Source organism: Salinibacter ruber DSM 13855 (genome assembly GCF_000013045.1).
Classification (GTDB): Bacteria; Bacteroidota; Rhodothermia; order Rhodothermales; family Salinibacteraceae; genus Salinibacter; species Salinibacter ruber.
Map to the genome: position 1 here is coordinate 1,341,053 of NC_007677.1, position 14,990 is coordinate 1,356,042.

Consider the following 14,990-nt stretch of genomic DNA (forward strand, 5'->3'; position numbering starts at 1 on the left):
GCCCCCGCCCAGCCCCGATGCCCGACGCACCAGTCTACGCCGACCTCCACGCCCACACCCAGTGCTCCGATGGGCATCTCGCGCCGGAGGCACTCGTAGCGCGGGCGGCCGAGCAGGGCCTTCAGGCGTTCGCCGTGACGGACCACGACACTGTAGCGGGCCTTCCGGCGGCCCGTGAGGCGGCAGCGGCCCATGGCTTGCGGCTCGTGCCCGGCGTCGAGCTCAGCACGGCGGTGGACGGTCGGGGGGTACACCTTCTCGGCTACGGGTTTGATCCGGAGCATTCGGCCCTCACCGATTACCTGACGGCCTTCACCTCGCGCCGCCGAGAACGTCTCCGGCAGATGGTTCGGCGGCTCGCGGACCGCGGCGTCGATGTCTCCAGCAATACGGTCGAACAGCACGTCGGGACGAGCGCAGCGCCGGGCCGTCCCCATTTGGCCCGGGCCCTGGCGGCGGAGGGGCATGTTGAGAACTACCGCGAGGCGTTTGAGCAGTACTTAGGCACGGACCGACCGGCGTACGTGCCGGCGCCGACACGGCCTGCGGGGGACGCCATCGATGCGGTGCACGCCGCGGGGGGCGTCGCGGTGCTGGCGCATCCCGGCCAGTGGACGCCGAGCCCTGTGCGCCGGGCCCTTCGTGAACAGGGACTGGACGGCATCGAATGCCATGCCGCGAGCCACCCCGCGTACCTCGTCGACTACTACCGGAAGATCTGCCGGGCCCACGATCTACTGATAACTGGGGGCTCCGACTACCACGGTGGGCCGGAGGCGGAGGGCGATGCCCCCGGCACCGTGGGCCTCACGCGGGGCCAGTGGGAACGATTCCGGGACGCCGCCCTGTAACAGCGTCGCTCGAATCCACCACCCTTTGTCTTTCACCCGCCTACTCAATGCCCACGCATCTCGAAGGCGATCTCGTCGTTGACGGCCACCGGTTTGCCCTCGTCGTGGGGCGCTTCAACGAGCACGTCACCGAGGACCTGCTCGGCGGCGCCCTGGACACACTGGAGCGCCACGGGGCCGATCTGGACGAGGTCACGGTGGTCCACGTGCCGGGCTCGTGGGAGATTCCCGTCGCGGCCCAGAAGTGCGCCCGCACCGGCGACTACGACGCGGTGATCTGCCTCGGCGCCGTCGTTCGGGGCGAGACGCCCCACTTCGACTATGTCTGCTCGGGGGCCACGAGCGGGACGATGCAGACGTCGCTCGATACGGAGGTGCCGGTGCTGTTTGGAATTCTGACGACCGACACGGTCGACCAGGCGATCGCCCGGGCGGGATCGAAGGCCGGCAACAAGGGGCGCGAGGCCGCCGAGGCCGCCATCGAGATGGCGACGCTCATGCCCAAGCTCGAAGGCTAACGGAGCGCGTCCCAGCGAGTCGGAAGGGGTCACGGAAAGTTCACGGCGGGACCGGGGGCGTGCCCGGCCTCGGACGAAACGTATCGGCGCAAATATGCGTCCCAAGGGACACAAAAAGTGGCGAGTCCTGCCGCTTAAGATGGTGGGTGTAGCTCAGTCGGTTAGAGCGCTAGGTTGTGGTCCTAGAGGCCGTGGGTTCAAATCCCACCACTCACCCCGCCTGCGATCCTGAAAACTGGGGTCGTCGCTGCTGATGCCGCGTTCGTCTAGCCTGGTCTAGGACGCCGGCTTTTCACGCCGGTAACACGGGTTCAAATCCCGTACGCGGTACCATTCTGCTTGTCCTAGGGCCCCGGACGTATGCTTCCGGGGCTTTTTCTGTTTGGACACAGCGGCCTACGCCGGGGTGAGGGGCTGCTCCACAACGGTTTTGAACAAATCGTCGTAGTCCGCCGCGTGGGCGCCCCAGTCGAGGGGGGCGGGCATCTGACGCAGGGTGTCGGGCGGCAGGGGCCGCTCCTCCCGTTGCAGAATGGAGCGGAGCACCGCAAAAAGGTGGTCCGCGTCGTCGTAGAAGATCGGGGCGTGGAGGAGGGGGCGGTGGTGCGTCTCGGGGATCAGCTCCGGATAGCTGAGGCGGTTGGGCAGCACCGGGTGGCAGCCGCAGTAGATGGCCTCCTGGATGGCCCCCCCGAAGAACTCGTGCCGGGCCGTGGACACGACCACGTCCGCCCGGTGCAACAGCCGGCTGTACTGGTCGAAGTCCTCCGCGTAGCCGTAGTGGAGGATGCGCCCGGCGTAGCGTTCGAAGGCCCGCTCAAACGCCTCCGGCTGCTCGTGGAAGTGTTTTCCCGCCAGGATGAGACGAAACGGCACCTCGGCGTCGTCGAGCCGGTTCATCATCCGAAAAAAACCCGACGGGTTCTTGTCGTACTCCCACCGCTGGTTCCAGAGCACGACGGGCGGGGCGGTGCCGCGCGGCGTCCGGCCCGTGTCGGCGCTTCGGTACTCGTCGTGGGCCGCGAGGTCGATGCCCGGGTGCAGCACCGTGCTCTTGTCGCGGATGTCGCGCACGGTGTGCATGTTGGTGAAGTCGGGGAAGTCGCGGAGGAGCTGGGGAAGTGCCTCGGTGAACTCGTCGAAGTGTGACTGGGTGTTGAAGACGACCCGGTCGGCGGCCAGGGCCGAGAGGTAATTCGTGATGGCGTAGGCCCGCTCCCGCTCCTCGTCGGGCGGCACCGGATAGGTGAGTTGGTTTTCGTGGAAGTACACGACGGCCGGCACGTCGTCGAGATGGGGGCGGGCGAGAGACAGCACGGCCGGCAGATTGACCATGTCCGTGGCAAAGAGCAGGTCGGGCCGGAAGCCGTCGTCCACGACCGATCGTACTTTCTGGGCCAGGGTCACCCCACCGCCCTCCATCCGCCACTGCCAGAACCGCCCCGGCATGGTGACCGAGCGAATGTCATGGGTGCTGTGCTCGGCAAGCCCATCCAGAAAGCGGCGCCGAGACCCGCTGTGCCAGGGCTCCAGGGCAAGAACGTTCATCGGGGAGGCGGGCGGTGATACAAAAGACCAGCGGCGGGGAGCGACTACTGGGCGTCAAGGCGCTCACTTAGGGCCTCGTCCTCGGCAGGGGTCGCGGGACGAACGATTGCGATCGACCGCTCCTGAAGCGCCCGCCGAAGGGGGGAGCTCCGCCCCTCCTCCGGGGTGATAAACGCCTCTTCGTCGGGGGCGAGGCGAAGCTGGCGGGACGACAGAGACACCTCCACGGCCTCGGACCCGTTGTTCTTAATTAGCATGCCGCGTCGAATCCGGTCGGACATTGGCCCCGATGTGGTCGTGAGGGATGGAGGCCCGTGCCTCTTCATGTTGACTCCACACCGTGCAACCTATACACTGCCGAGTAGGGTTGCATCCCGACGACGGCATTTTATTGAAAATCAGTCCTGTCGGCCGGAGCGCTGGTCGGAGAGGGGGGGACCAAAGAGTGTCCGATCGACCGTCCGTTTCATCGAGCATCGTCCGGTTCGTGCGCGATTGTGCACGGGGCCTGCTCGACGTCGCTTACCCGCCGCGGTGTCTCGGGTGCGGCGGGCGGGCCGAGTCGCCACAGCTCCCGCTGTGCCCGACGTGTGTGCGGTCGCTGGAGCGGGCGCCCGAGGTGGAGGTGACCGCCCGGCTCGATCGGCTGCCGATCGGGACGAGCATCTTCGACGAGGCGCTGGCCCTGTGGGTCTTCGACAAAGGGGGGACCCTGCAGGCCGTCCAGCATGCGCTCAAGTACCAGAACCGCCCGCGGTACGGCGTGCCGCTAGGGCGCCTCATGGGCGAGGCCTTCGCGGAGCGGCATCCGACCCCCGACGGCGTAGTGCCGGTGCCGCTCCACCGGACGCGGCAACTGGAGCGGGGGTATAACCAGAGCGCCGTGCTCGCGGAAGGCGTGGCGGAGGCGTTGAGCTGTCCCGGTCGCCCTGACCTCTTGGCGCGGCCGCATCCCACCCGTTCACAGACCGGACTGTCCCGGGAGGAGCGCTGGCGCAACGTGCGCGACTCCTTCTCGGCCGATCCGGCAGCGGCCGACGGGCACTGGCTCCTGGTGGACGATGTGCTCACCACAGGGGCTACGGCCGTGGCCGCCGGGCAGACGCTGGCGGGGGCCGGCGCCGACGCCCTCAATCTCATGACCCTCGGCCTCGCCCGACAGTAATGCAGCGGCCAGGCTCGGGGGCATCGGCGAAGAGACACGAGTTCATCCCTGCGTCGTCAGGAGGTCGGACGGGGGCTCTGCCCCTGCAGCTTGTCGGCGTGCTTCTTCCGGAGCTTGGCGACCTTCGGAGAGATGACGGACTGGCAGTAGGGCTGGGCCGGGTTGCGCTCGTAGTAGTCCTGGTGCTTGTCCTCGGCCTCGTAAAAGGTGTCCAGGGGCTCCACCTCGGTCACAATCGGGTCCCCGAAGACCCCGTTGGCCTCCAGGCGCTCGATGAGGCCCTCGGCAATCTCCCGCTGCTCATCGTCGTGGTGGAGAATGATGGATCGGTACTGCGGGCCCACGTCGGCGCCCTCCTGGTCCTTGGTGGTCGGGTTGTGGATCGTGAAGAAAATCTCCAGCAGGTCACGGTACGCGATCACGGACGGATCGTAGGTCAGCTGTACCACCTCGGCGTGGCCGGTGGTGCCGCTGCAGACCTGCCGGTACGAAGGGGCTTGGACGTGGCCGCCGGCGTAGCCGGAGACAATCTCCGTGACGCCGTCCACTTCTTCGTACACCGCTTCCAGGCACCAGAAGCAGCCGCCACCGAGGGTTGCGTGGTTGAGGGTCGACACGGGTCGAGTAGGGACTTGTGAGAAGGACAGCGGTTTTCCAATGCACGCGGGGAAGCCCTGTTGCCCCGAAGACGCACAGAGCAGTGTGGATGGCACACTCGTTACGAGCGGGCTTTTGGGATTCACGGATGACTAACACCAGGGGGACTGCAAAGAGACGTGCATCCCATACCTTGAGGATGTCGACGCGTGGGCCGCAACTCGTGTCAACGCCGCGAGCCCACAGTCGGAGCCGTCTCATCATCTCTCATTCTTTCCCTCTTCTGCAGCCATGGCCACCGAACGCACCCTCGCCATTCTCAAGCCCGACTGTGTCCGCAAGGAAAAGGTCGGCGAGGTCCTTCGCCGCATTCAAGACGCCGGGTTTCAACTCTGCGCGATGAAAATGATTACGATGTCGAAGGCCGAGGCCGAAGGCTTCTATGCGGTCCACGAGGACAAGCCGTTCTTCGACGACCTGACCGACTTCATGTCGAGCGGGCCGTGCGTGCCCGTCGTTTTGGAAAAAGAGAACGCCATCGCGGACTTCCGTGAGCTGATTGGGGCGACCGACCCCGACGAGGCGGCGGAGGGAACCATCCGGAGTGATTTTGCCGGGTCCATCCAGGAAAACATCGTTCACGGCTCCGACTCCCCGTCGAACGGGCAAAAGGAGGCCGGCTACTTCTTTCCCGAGCACGAAATCGTCGCCAACACGTGAGTGTTCTCCCAGGCCTTTTTGGATCGCGGCGCAGGGCCTACTGCGGGCTGTTGCTCTTGGGAGTCATGGCTGCGGGACTGATGGGGTGTGCGCCGGACGAAGAAGAGTCCGCACCGGTACGGGTGGGGGCCGAGGTGCTCGCCGAGAATGACTTTGCGTCCCTGTCCGGCCAGCGGGTCGGACTGATTGCCAATCACACGACGCGGGTGGACACCTCGCACCTGGCAGATCGCCTCGCCGCGGCCCCCACGGTGGAGCTCGGGGCCCTCTTTTCGCCGGAGCACGGCTTTCGGGGGACGGCCGGCGCGGGGGAGAAGGTGGGTAACGCCCGCGATCCCCGCACGGGGGCGCCGGTCTACAGCCTCTACGGCGACACGCGGCGGCCGACGCCGGAGATGCTCGAGGGGCTCGACGTTCTGGTGTTCGACGTGCAGGACGTGGGCGCGCGGTTCTACACGTACATCACCACGATGGGCCTGTCGATGCAGGCCGCCGCCGAGGCCGACCTGCCGTTCGTGGTGCTCGACCGCCCAAATCCACTGGGGGGGACGTACACCGACGGCTTTGTTCTGGAGCCCCCCCACGCCTCGTTCGTGGGGCGCTACCCGATCCCAATCACCCACGGCCTGACGATTGGGGAGCTGGCCCGCTACATTCAGTCCGAGCAGCTGCTCGCGGGCGTCGGGGCACTGGATCTGTCCGTGGTGGAAATGAAAAACTGGTCGCGCGATACGCAGTGGCCGGACACAGGGCGCGACTGGAGGCCGCCGAGCCCCAACCTGCCGACCTGGGAGACCGCGTTGTTGTACCCAGGAATGTGCTTCTTCGAGGGCGTCCGGGTGGGTGAGGGGCGGGGAACGGAGCGGCCGTTCCGTCAGATCGGCGCGCCGTGGCCGCCGGCAGCGGCCCAGCGGGTGGTCGACACGCTTCGTGCCCGAGATCTAGCCGGCGTGGCCGTGGACACGGCGGCCTTCACGCCTCGCTCCATGCCGGGGGCGCCGGCGCCTCGGTTCGAAGGCGAACAGCTGTACGGCTTCGAGGTGCGGGTGACAGACCGCCGTGCCGTGGAGCCGGTCAAGGTCGGTCTTCACGCCCTCCATGCCATGCATGAGCGCGCGCAGGTGCGAGGAGATACGGCGTTTGTGAGTCGGCCCGAGCACCTCACGCGACTGGCGGGCACTGATCGGCTTGTGACGCAGCTCCGGGCCGGCGCGTCCCCGGAGGCCATCATCGCGTCCTGGGCGAAGGGCGTGAAAGATTTCCGTGACCGCCGGGCCTCCGCTTTGCTCTACGAGGCCGAGACGGAACCCCGCTAGCTACTGCTCCTCCGCCGCGGACTGCTCATCGGGAGCCCACAGAAGCGCGTAGATGATTTCGGCGTATCCGCCGATGATGAGGACCGGGGAGACGTAGAGGGAAATGAAGCCCAGGTACTGCCCCTCAAGGTACATGGCCGTAAAGCCCACCACGATGAGCGCTACGCCGATCAGAAGAAGGACGTAGTTCCAGTTCGCGAAGACAAGCGTCCCGGATCGATTCTGGCGCCGAGAGGACTGGGGCATGAAGCGAAAGGGCCTAGATGCAAGGCGACACGCCGAGGCGGTGACGAAAGCAGGATCGTCCAGGGGATGGGGAAGAGCGCTTTTCGTCGAGCACAAGAAACCATGGATCACTGAGGAAGGTTCCAGCCGTCGTCCATTCTCGCAGCCTTAAGTGCCTCTCCTCCATGTACCGCCGGTGCGTTCTCGTCGCGGGAATCCTGCTCGCCGTGGTGTCCCTACCGACAGAAGCCCTGGCGCAGCCCCTCCCGGCCCGCATCGATTCGCTGCTTCAGGAGCGTCGTGCCGCCCATGCGTTCTGGGGGGTCAGTATTTACGACCTCGAGGGCGACAGCCTCCTGTACGAGCGGAACGGGGACCGCGGCTTTCTACCGGCGTCCAACCAGAAGCTGTTCACCACGGCCGCGGCGCTCGATCTGCTGGGACCAGAGCACCGGTACGAGACGACGCTTTCTTTTGACGGAACGACGCGGGACTCGGTGATGCGGGGCGATTTGCGGCTCGTCGGATCCGGGGACCCGACGTTCGGAAGCACCGCCCTGGAGCGCACGGACCCCCTCCGCAACTGGGCGGAGCGATTGGCCGAGATGGGGGTCCGTCGGATTGAGGGGCGCCTCATTGGGGACGACCAGGCGTTCCTGAATGGGTTCTATCCGGACGGCTGGAGCGTGAGCTACCTGACCCGGCAGAAGGGCCAGCAGATGGGCGTCCGCGCCGGAGGACTCAGCTACCGGGACAACACGGTGCCCGTCACGGTTCGGGCGACGACGCCGGGAACGCCGCCCGAGGTGCGCATTCAACCCGAGGGGGTGCTCTCGGTGAAAAACGAGGCCGTCACGAGCGAGCGGTGGCGGGGGAGCACGCTGCTCATCAACCGCACCTTTTCGACGAACAGGATCGTGCTGACCGGATCGGTGGCGCGGTCCTACGGTGGGGTGCGCAACGTGCCGGTCAGCGACCCGACGGCCTTTACGCTCCGCATCTTCCGGGAGCGTCTTCAGGATGCCGGCATCGAGACGGATCTGGAGCTCGTCAATGCGGAGGCGGTCGATGCCCCGTCCGGGGGGGGCAAGCCCCTGTTCGTGTACGTCTCGCCCCTGTTGTCCGAGATCGTCACCGAGATTAACAAGCGCAGCAACAACTTTTATGCGGAGCAGGTCCTTCGGACGTATGGATGGGGGGGCTCCACACGGGGGGGCATTCAGCGCACGGAGTCGTTTCTGCGGCGGGCCGGCATCAACACGCGGCCGCTCTCCCTCAACGACGGGTCGGGGCTGTCCCGCAAAAACCTCGTCACGCCCCGGGCCCTCCAGGCGCTTCTCGCCCACATGAACGACCACGCGGCTGGCGATGTCTTTCGGGCGTCGATTCCGCGCGGGGGCGAGCGCAACACGACCCTCCGCACGCGTCTGGGCCGCACGCAGGTGCGGGCCAAGACCGGGTCCCTCGCCTTCGTGCGGGGACTGAGCGGGTACGCCGAGCGTCCGGACGGAGGGCGTGTGGCCTTCGCCCTGTTCGCCAACAACTACACCGGGCCGTCCTATCAGATCACCCACACCATGGACGACATCGTCCGGTTGCTCACCGCCCCTCCATCCTAACGGACCTGCAGGCCCCGCACGTTGCGTCTGTCGTCCCTCTTCCTGTATGTCGCGTTCTGCCCGTCGACTTCTCGCCGCGGTTGGGGTGTTTGGGCTGCAGTGGCTCATCGTGGGCCGCCTGCGGATCTACGGCGCCTACCCCGACGCCGTGCTCCTCTTCCTCGGGTGGTACGCGCTGCGGGAGGGGCGCCGGCGCGGCACGCTGGCGGGGGCGGGGCTGGGCCTGGCCCTGGACGTGGCCTACGGCACGTGGGGGATCCACATGTTCGTGAAGGCCCTGATTGGGTTTCTGGTGGGCCGGTTTGCGGTGGAGGAGCACACGCCCCTCATTATCCGGCCGCAGCAGGCCCTCCTCGGAAGTCTCGTGGTGGCCCTGTTGCACAACGGACTGTTCGTTGCGCTCGTCGCGCTGCAGACCCAGGCCACGACGGGCTTTTTGCTGTACGGCCTGTGGCTGGGCTCGGCCGGCTACACGGCCGCCGTCGGCGGCATTGTGGCACTGTTCGCCCGGTAGGGGCCTCTCGGGCGTGCGGCGGTGGGGCGCGGCCGGGCCACGTCAGGCGACCGTGACGTCAATCAGGTCGTCGAACGCCGACAGCACGCGCTGGCGGACGGGGGAGCGCTCGTCCATCGGCGTGAGGGGCAGGCGCACGTGCGGCTCCATCCAGCCGAGCGCGGCGCAGACGTCCTTGATGGGCACCGGGTTCGTCTCCAGGAAGCAGGCCCGCATGGCCGGGAGCAACTCGGCGTGCCGGTCGCGGGCCGTCGCCAGGTCGTCGTCGAGCCCGGCCGCCACGAGTTCGCAGAAGGGCCCCGGCAGGGCGTTGCTGATGACGGAAACCGCCCCGTCCCCGCCCATGGCGAGCAGGGGGAGCGTCATCTCGTCGTCGCCCGAGTAGACCCCGAAGCCGTCCGGCCGGTGGGCCAACAGGTCGTCGATCTGTTCGATGTCGCCGGAGGCCTCCTTGATGCCGGCCACATGGGGGACCTCCTCGGCCAGGTGCAGCGCGGTTTCGGGGGCGATGTTGAAGCTCGTGCGGCCGGGCACATTATAGAGAATAATCGGCGCCTCGGCGGCCGCCGCGATGGTCTCGACGTGGGCCGCGAAGCCGGCCTGGGAGGGCTTGTTGTAATAGGGGCCCACCACGAGCAGGCCATCGGCCCCGGCGTCCACCGCTGCCTTGGAGAAGGCGACGCTCTCGTCGGTGTTGTTCGTCCCGGTGCCGACGATAACGGGCACCCGCCCGTCCGCCGCGTCCAGGGCGGCGTCGACGATGCGGCGGCGTTCGTCCTCGGTAATCGTCGGATTCTCGCCGGTGGTGCCCAGCACGACGAGGGCAGAGACCCCACCCTCGATTTGGGCGTCGATCAGGCGCCGAAACGCGGCCTCGTCAATGTCGTCGTCGGACGTGAAGGGGGTGACCAGGGCGGGGGCGACGCCGCGGAAGAGCATGTCGTGTGCCATGGGGGAAGGAATTGGGTTGATCGGTGGGAGGAGAGGGTGCGGTCGACAAAGTGGGGTCAGGCGTTAAGCCAGTCGTCCAGCACGTCGTCCAGCGTGAAAAGGCCGCGACGCCCGCGGAGCCACTCGGCGGCCCGCAGAACGCCCGCGGCAAACCCGCGTCGGTTCTTGGCGCGGTGGCGGAGCGCGACGCGGTCGAAGGGACTATCGAACGCAACCGTGTGCTCGCCGAACGCCGTGCCGGCACGGGTGGAACTGACGTGCACGGCCGAGGGATCGATCCGTTGGTGTTGCGTCTCCGGCTCGACGTGGTCCTTGCGGCTGAGCCCATCTACGACCTGCTCGGCGAGCATCTGGGCCGTTCCGCTGGGGCTGTCCGCCTTCTTCGTGTGGTGCAGCTCCTGGACGAACGCGTCGTAGTCGTCGAGCGCGTCCATGAGCGTGGTGACGTGGCCGAGGGCCCGGGACAGGACCGCGACCCCAATCGAAAAGTTCGGGGCGTACAGCACGCTGGCGTCGTGCTCCTGGACGAGCGTCCGGACGTCATCGAGCGCGTCGTACCACCCGGTTGTGCCCATGACCACGGGCACCTGCCACTCGCAACAGCGCCGGAGATGCGGGACGGCCAGCTCGGGGAGGGAAAAGTCGACGGCCATGTCGGCCTCCCCCACGGCCGAGCGGGACGCCTCCAGGAAAGGCCGGTCGGAATGAAAGCGGGCGACAACCTCGTGGGAGTCGGCTTCGGCCTCCCTCGCCACGGCGCCTCCCATCTGTCCGGTGCCAACGAGCGCAAGCTTCATAGAGAGAAAGGAATGGTGAACGAGTGTATGACGGCATTCATACGTGCCGCTCAGTCGTCTTGTTACTCACCCCACCCCACCCGTGATGCCTCCGTGGTCGGTCGGAGCAAATTCGATGAAACAACGTCCAAACTCCGCCGCTCCGGAACGCGAGAAAAAGCTCAAAGTAGGGCATAATCGCAAATGACGGTGACGCCACTACGCCCGACATCGCCACAACAGACGTCCTACTTTCGGGGCCATAGCTCAGTCGGTAGAGCGCTTGCATGGCATGCAAGAGGTCCGGGGTTCGAATCCCCGTGGCTCCACTTTTGGGTGCCCTGAGCCGTGACCCTCCCCCCGCCCCGCGGCTCTGGGGCACCTATTTTTTTGTCCAATCGCATCGTTTTGGGGGCCGCCCGGCTACTGCTCCCCGAGTTCTGCCTTCGTCGTCGCACGCCCTCAGACGCCCGGCCCGGTACAGTGCCAGACCGCAGTCTTTTCCTTTTCCGCCGGGACCTTCGACTGGCCGATAATACAGGGCTGGCCCGGGCGTGCCGGGCGTCGGACGAGGTCGTTCCGGCGTTCATCTTTGACCCCCGACAGTGCGACCCCGACAACAACGCCTTCTTCAGCGAGCACGCGTTCGCCTTTCTGGTCCGCTCGCTGAAAGAACTCCGGCGGCGTTTGCGGGAGCGAGGGGGGCGGCTTTTCGTCTTCGAGGGCGACCCGGCCGCCATTCTTTCCGAGCTCGTCTCCGCAGGGGACATCTCGGCGGTCCACGTCAACAGGGACTACACGCCGTTTGCCCGGCGCCGGGACGACCAGCTGCGCTCGGTGTGCCGCGAGGAAGGGGCTCGGTTTCAGTCGTCAAACGCGCTTCTCCTGACCGAGCCCGAGGAGGTCCAGCCCAGTGGGGGAGGCGCCTACCACACCTTCACCCCGTTTCGGCGGCGCGCCCAATCCGTATCCACGCCCCCTCCGAGGGGCAAGGTGGAGGGGCCGTTCTGCGACCGCGCACTCTCAGTCGAGACGACTCCGTTGGAGACGTACGACCGCTACCCCACCGACGACCTTCGGGCGAAGGGCGGACGGGCGGAGGGAATTGAGTTCCTCGAGGAGATCGAGACGCTGGGGGCCTACCGGGACGCCCGCCACCAGCCGGCGAAAGAGTCACTGACGGCCCTCTCGGCGCACCACAAGTTTGGCACCATTTCGATCCGGGAGTCCCTGTACGTGGTGAAGAAGGCGTTCGAGGACTACCACAAGCTGATCAGCCAGTTCTACTGGCGGGACTTCTATACCCACCTCCTCTTCCATCGCCCCGAGCAGTTGACCACCTCACTGCGCCCGATCGGCCGGCACATCCCTTGGCGCAACGAGCGGGGCGAGTTCGACCGGTGGCACGAGGGGGCCACAGGCGTGCCCTTCGTCGATGCCGGCATGCGCGAGCTCCGCGAAACCGGCTACATGCACAACCGGGTGCGAATGGTCGTCGCCAGCTTTCTCACGAAAGACCTGCTCGTGGACTGGCGCTGGGGCGCACAGCATTTTGCGCGGACGCTCACCGACTACGACCCCGCCGTGAACGCCGGCAACTGGCAGTGGGCCGCCTCGGTGGGCACCGACTACCGGCTCCGCATCTACAACCCCTACTCCCAGGCCGAGAAGCACGATCCGGAGGCCGAGTACATCAAGCGCTGGGTGCCGGAGGTGCGGGACGTCGATGCCGACCGGCTCGCCTCCGGAACGCAAGAGGACTTCTCGGACGCGGCCCCCGGCTATCCGGCTCCGATCGTGGACCGAAACGACGCCTACCATCGTGCAAAAGACGCGTTTCGGGAGGCCGGTCGCGCACTGGAAGAGGCCCAGTGAGGCCGCGTCCCAATGCTAGCCACATCGTGTGGCAGGAGACATTTGCAGGGCCAGCGATGAGTGCAGGGCCAGTGATGAACGGTCACCCGTCAAACGCACCGTCCCCTTCCACTGCGCACGCGGCCTGCTTTGCGCCCCCAGACGTCCTTCCTTGCCGGCCGGGCAGGGCCCGAGGCGTGCCCGGAGCGGGGGCTCCGGAAGCGGAGAAGGGGCCCAGTGCTGGTTCGGGGCCCTCTGCCGCGAGGGGGCTGTTGCAGCGCGGGCCTTCGCCGTCCACGCTGCTCCGCCCCGGGCTGTGCTCTCTCCGCTGAATCTCCTTGCTCCTTATGCGAAGTCTTTGTCGAAGGCCCTTGCACCCTCGCCCGGGCCATCGTATCGTGTGGTTGTGCGTTGCGCATGACAACTAGCTGACCGTCGACCTTCGGGTCGACCGGTCCGGCTACGCGTTCTGCGGAACGCCGCTTAAAGCCTGCTCGACAGCGCCCTCCCCCGCCCAGCTGTCGATGCAGGCTTTTTTTGTTTGGGGCAACGAGGGGGCTGCCCGCCGTCCGCAACCCATCTAGGGGGGTACGCTGAAGCACGAGGCCACACGGGGCCTCCGTTCCCGGCGCCGCGCTGGGATTCTTCGTGGGGGGCGGGACGGAGACCCCCGAAAGGCCACATCAAGGGGCACGACGACCGGCTGGACCGCGCGAGGTCATCGGGGCGACCGGGTCGTGGGGGGCGGCTGGTCCTGGCGGTCCGAGGAGTCCTTCTCGTCCCAGAAGTAGTGGACGAATAGGGCATAGAGGACCGATGCGACACTGATCTCAACAAACGTTCCGACCGACCACGCGGCAGGAGTCCCCGCAAGGTAGTTGAAAAGCGCAGTGATCGGAAGCAGAAGCACGAAAAAGATCCCGGCGCGTACGGCCCCCTTCTGAAGTGGGGGCTTGGTGCGGAGGTTGAAGAGGTAGTTGAGCATTGGGGATGATGTGTTTGTGGGCGGCCCGTCAAGAGACAAATGCTGAAGGCACTTACGATTGCGGAAAACAGTCCGTTCGGTGTCGGGAAAAGCCGCCTCCCTACCCACACTGGACAGTGACGTGTTCTGCGTGAATGGGGGCAAGAGCAGAACCCCGGGATAGTCCCCATGACTCAGTACGTGCACGAGGTCGCATCGAGCCCCACGATCGTCCGGTTGTCGCCCGCCCCTGAAATCCCGTTAAGATATGCGTCGTCCGCGGAGGCGACCCGCGTTTTGGTCTGCATGAGGGCTGTGCACGCCTCCAAGTGAGCCCGGATGCTCCCTGCAGATCGTGCGTCGGAGGTTTCTCCCGTGGACTGTACCACCGCGGATCAATGGCCACTGGGGGCTGGGGGCATACCACGCCCCCAGCGTGGAGGCCTGACTGCCACCTGCAGGCGCTGGATGTACGTGATTTGTGTCCGTGCACACCCCGTGGGTCCCCTTTTTGAGAACCCATCCGCCCCCGTGTGGACCTTTAGCGGCCTGCCGACTTTCCGCAGTCCGGACAGTAGAGCTCACCGTTTGGGCCCTTGAACCAGCCCCGTTCCTGAAGAACAACCTCCGGGGCGTTCGGCGAATCGGGATCGGGATAGAGGCCGCGGGCATCTTCCCGAGTCACGGTTAATCCATCGGTACAGCCGGAGCACTCGTACGTGGAAGGGTAAGAAACATCAGGCATGGTCGTGAAAAACTGGCGGTGGGGATATCGGGCTGGCGGGGCACTGCGCCCTGTTCGATGCCGGGGCAAACTCGGCGTCTCCTACACCAAACAATTTTTAAAAATTAAAATTTCAAAGCGGCATGTGTTTTTAACTGGTGGAGCAACACCAATCTAACAACGTTGCCCCCTGAATCGTCAAGGGACATCCGTAACGGAATCAACAACTCGGGCCGTGGCGTCTCCCGAGTGTCGAAAAATACTCGCGGACGGAAGGCCCACAGGGGGGACCGGTACGGTGAAGATCGAGACCGGTCCCGGTTCTCGTTGCCCTGCAGGTTCGTGGTTGTGCACGTGCACCGACCGCACTGAAAGCGCTCGTCGGCCGGGGCCCGACGTCTCCGTGTTCACAGAGTGGGGCCGGTGGCCCGGTTTTGTCTCCCGCTCGCGCTTCCGGGGCGGTCCCTGCGCGCCATCCAGGCTTCGACTGTGGGTCCCCCTTCCGTTGGCGCGTGATCGCTTGGGGGATGCGCTCGACTTCGTGGGGGCCGCGTGTCTGGATTGATTGGGCGTGCCCCGATTGTGGAGGGAGGGCTTCGGCGGAGACGACCTGGCCGGGTCTGCGGAGGATTCGACTGGAAGGGAAAC

General features: G+C 66.4%; 15 protein-coding genes and 3 tRNA genes. 11 read left to right on the plus strand and 7 right to left on the minus strand.

The annotated features are described in order from the left end of the window. The first annotated feature begins 17 nt into the window (after nt 1-17). The 4 genes from SRU_RS05620 (at nt 18) to SRU_RS05635 (ending at nt 1,702) form a co-directional block, all read left to right on the plus strand. Nucleotides 18-851, plus strand: a complete 834-nt coding sequence (locus SRU_RS05620; protein WP_011403827.1) for a PHP domain-containing protein — start codon at nt 18-20, stop codon at nt 849-851. A gap of 47 nt (nt 852-898) precedes the next feature. Next, complete coding sequence (ribH, locus tag SRU_RS05625) at nt 899-1,369, plus strand: 6,7-dimethyl-8-ribityllumazine synthase (protein ID WP_011403828.1); 471 nt, start codon at nt 899-901, stop codon at nt 1,367-1,369. A 142-nt stretch (nt 1,370-1,511) separates the two neighbouring features. Beyond that, nucleotides 1,512-1,585 (plus strand) — tRNA-His (locus SRU_RS05630). Between the two features lie 39 nt (nt 1,586-1,624). Then, nucleotides 1,625-1,702: transfer RNA gene (locus SRU_RS05635), tRNA-Glu, on the plus strand. 63 nt (nt 1,703-1,765) lie between these two features. On the opposite strand, the gene SRU_RS05640 is transcribed toward SRU_RS05635, so the two are convergent. Together SRU_RS05640 and SRU_RS05645 are read right to left on the minus strand one after the other, a co-directional pair. Further along, on the minus strand, nt 1,766-2,917 hold the full coding sequence (locus SRU_RS05640; RefSeq protein ID WP_011403829.1) for a tRNA-queuosine alpha-mannosyltransferase domain-containing protein: 1,152 nt from the start codon (nt 2,915-2,917) through the stop codon (nt 1,766-1,768). A 44-nt stretch (nt 2,918-2,961) separates the two neighbouring features. Beyond that, entirely contained in the window at nt 2,962-3,198 is a 237-nt protein-coding gene (locus SRU_RS05645) for a hypothetical protein (protein ID WP_237701982.1), read from the minus strand. Nucleotides 3,199-3,404: 206 nt separating this feature from the next. Here SRU_RS05645 and SRU_RS05650 point away from each other — a divergent pair, with 206 nt between their 5' ends. Continuing rightward, nucleotides 3,405-4,082: a ComF family protein gene (locus tag SRU_RS05650; RefSeq protein ID WP_237701983.1), complete on the plus strand. Its 678-nt coding sequence runs from the start codon at nt 3,405-3,407 to the stop codon at nt 4,080-4,082. Between the two features lie 56 nt (nt 4,083-4,138). On the opposite strand, the gene msrA is transcribed toward SRU_RS05650, so the two are convergent. Then, nucleotides 4,139-4,699 (minus strand): peptide-methionine (S)-S-oxide reductase MsrA, encoded by a 561-nt coding sequence (gene msrA, locus SRU_RS05655; protein ID WP_043552146.1) that lies wholly within the window; start codon nt 4,697-4,699, stop codon nt 4,139-4,141. Between the two features lie 271 nt (nt 4,700-4,970). On the opposite strand from msrA, the gene ndk reads away from it, so the two are divergent. Together ndk and SRU_RS05665 are read left to right on the plus strand one after the other, a co-directional pair. Next, on the plus strand, nt 4,971-5,399 hold the full coding sequence (gene ndk / locus SRU_RS05660) for a nucleoside-diphosphate kinase (protein ID WP_011403833.1): 429 nt from the start codon (nt 4,971-4,973) through the stop codon (nt 5,397-5,399). Between the two features lie 65 nt (nt 5,400-5,464). After that, entirely contained in the window at nt 5,465-6,715 is a 1,251-nt protein-coding gene (locus tag SRU_RS05665; RefSeq protein WP_011403834.1) for an exo-beta-N-acetylmuramidase NamZ family protein, read from the plus strand. Here SRU_RS05665 and SRU_RS05670 read toward each other — a convergent pair whose 3' ends face one another. Continuing rightward, the gene (locus SRU_RS05670) at nt 6,716-6,961 is read right to left on the minus strand and encodes a DUF3098 domain-containing protein (RefSeq protein WP_231847406.1); all 246 of its coding nucleotides are present in this window, start codon (nt 6,959-6,961) and stop codon (nt 6,716-6,718) included. A gap of 164 nt (nt 6,962-7,125) precedes the next feature. Between SRU_RS05670 and dacB the strand changes: the two genes are divergently transcribed. Both dacB and mreD read left to right on the plus strand, forming a co-directional pair. Further along, complete coding sequence (gene dacB, locus SRU_RS05675) at nt 7,126-8,559, plus strand: D-alanyl-D-alanine carboxypeptidase/D-alanyl-D-alanine endopeptidase (RefSeq protein ID WP_011403836.1); 1,434 nt, start codon at nt 7,126-7,128, stop codon at nt 8,557-8,559. A 46-nt stretch (nt 8,560-8,605) separates the two neighbouring features. Then, a complete protein-coding gene (gene mreD / locus SRU_RS05680; protein ID WP_011403837.1) occupies nt 8,606-9,073 on the plus strand; it encodes a rod shape-determining protein MreD in 468 nt (155 codons plus the stop codon). A gap of 42 nt (nt 9,074-9,115) precedes the next feature. Here mreD and dapA read toward each other — a convergent pair whose 3' ends face one another. Both dapA and dapB read right to left on the minus strand, forming a co-directional pair. Then, a complete protein-coding gene (gene dapA, locus SRU_RS05685) occupies nt 9,116-10,024 on the minus strand; it encodes a 4-hydroxy-tetrahydrodipicolinate synthase (protein ID WP_011403838.1) in 909 nt (302 codons plus the stop codon). A gap of 56 nt (nt 10,025-10,080) precedes the next feature. Beyond that, nucleotides 10,081-10,821 (minus strand): 4-hydroxy-tetrahydrodipicolinate reductase, encoded by a 741-nt coding sequence (gene dapB / locus SRU_RS05690; RefSeq protein ID WP_112903679.1) that lies wholly within the window; start codon nt 10,819-10,821, stop codon nt 10,081-10,083. 235 nt (nt 10,822-11,056) lie between these two features. Between dapB and SRU_RS05695 the strand changes: the two genes are divergently transcribed. Beyond that, nucleotides 11,057-11,129: transfer RNA gene (locus SRU_RS05695), tRNA-Ala, on the plus strand. Nucleotides 11,130-11,283: 154 nt separating this feature from the next. After that, nucleotides 11,284-12,675: a cryptochrome/photolyase family protein gene (locus tag SRU_RS05700; protein ID WP_011403840.1), complete on the plus strand. Its 1,392-nt coding sequence runs from the start codon at nt 11,284-11,286 to the stop codon at nt 12,673-12,675. A 697-nt stretch (nt 12,676-13,372) separates the two neighbouring features. On the opposite strand, the gene SRU_RS05705 is transcribed toward SRU_RS05700, so the two are convergent. Continuing rightward, a complete protein-coding gene (locus tag SRU_RS05705) occupies nt 13,373-13,639 on the minus strand; it encodes a hypothetical protein (RefSeq protein ID WP_043552152.1) in 267 nt (88 codons plus the stop codon). Between the last annotated feature and the right edge of the window lie 1,351 nt (nt 13,640-14,990).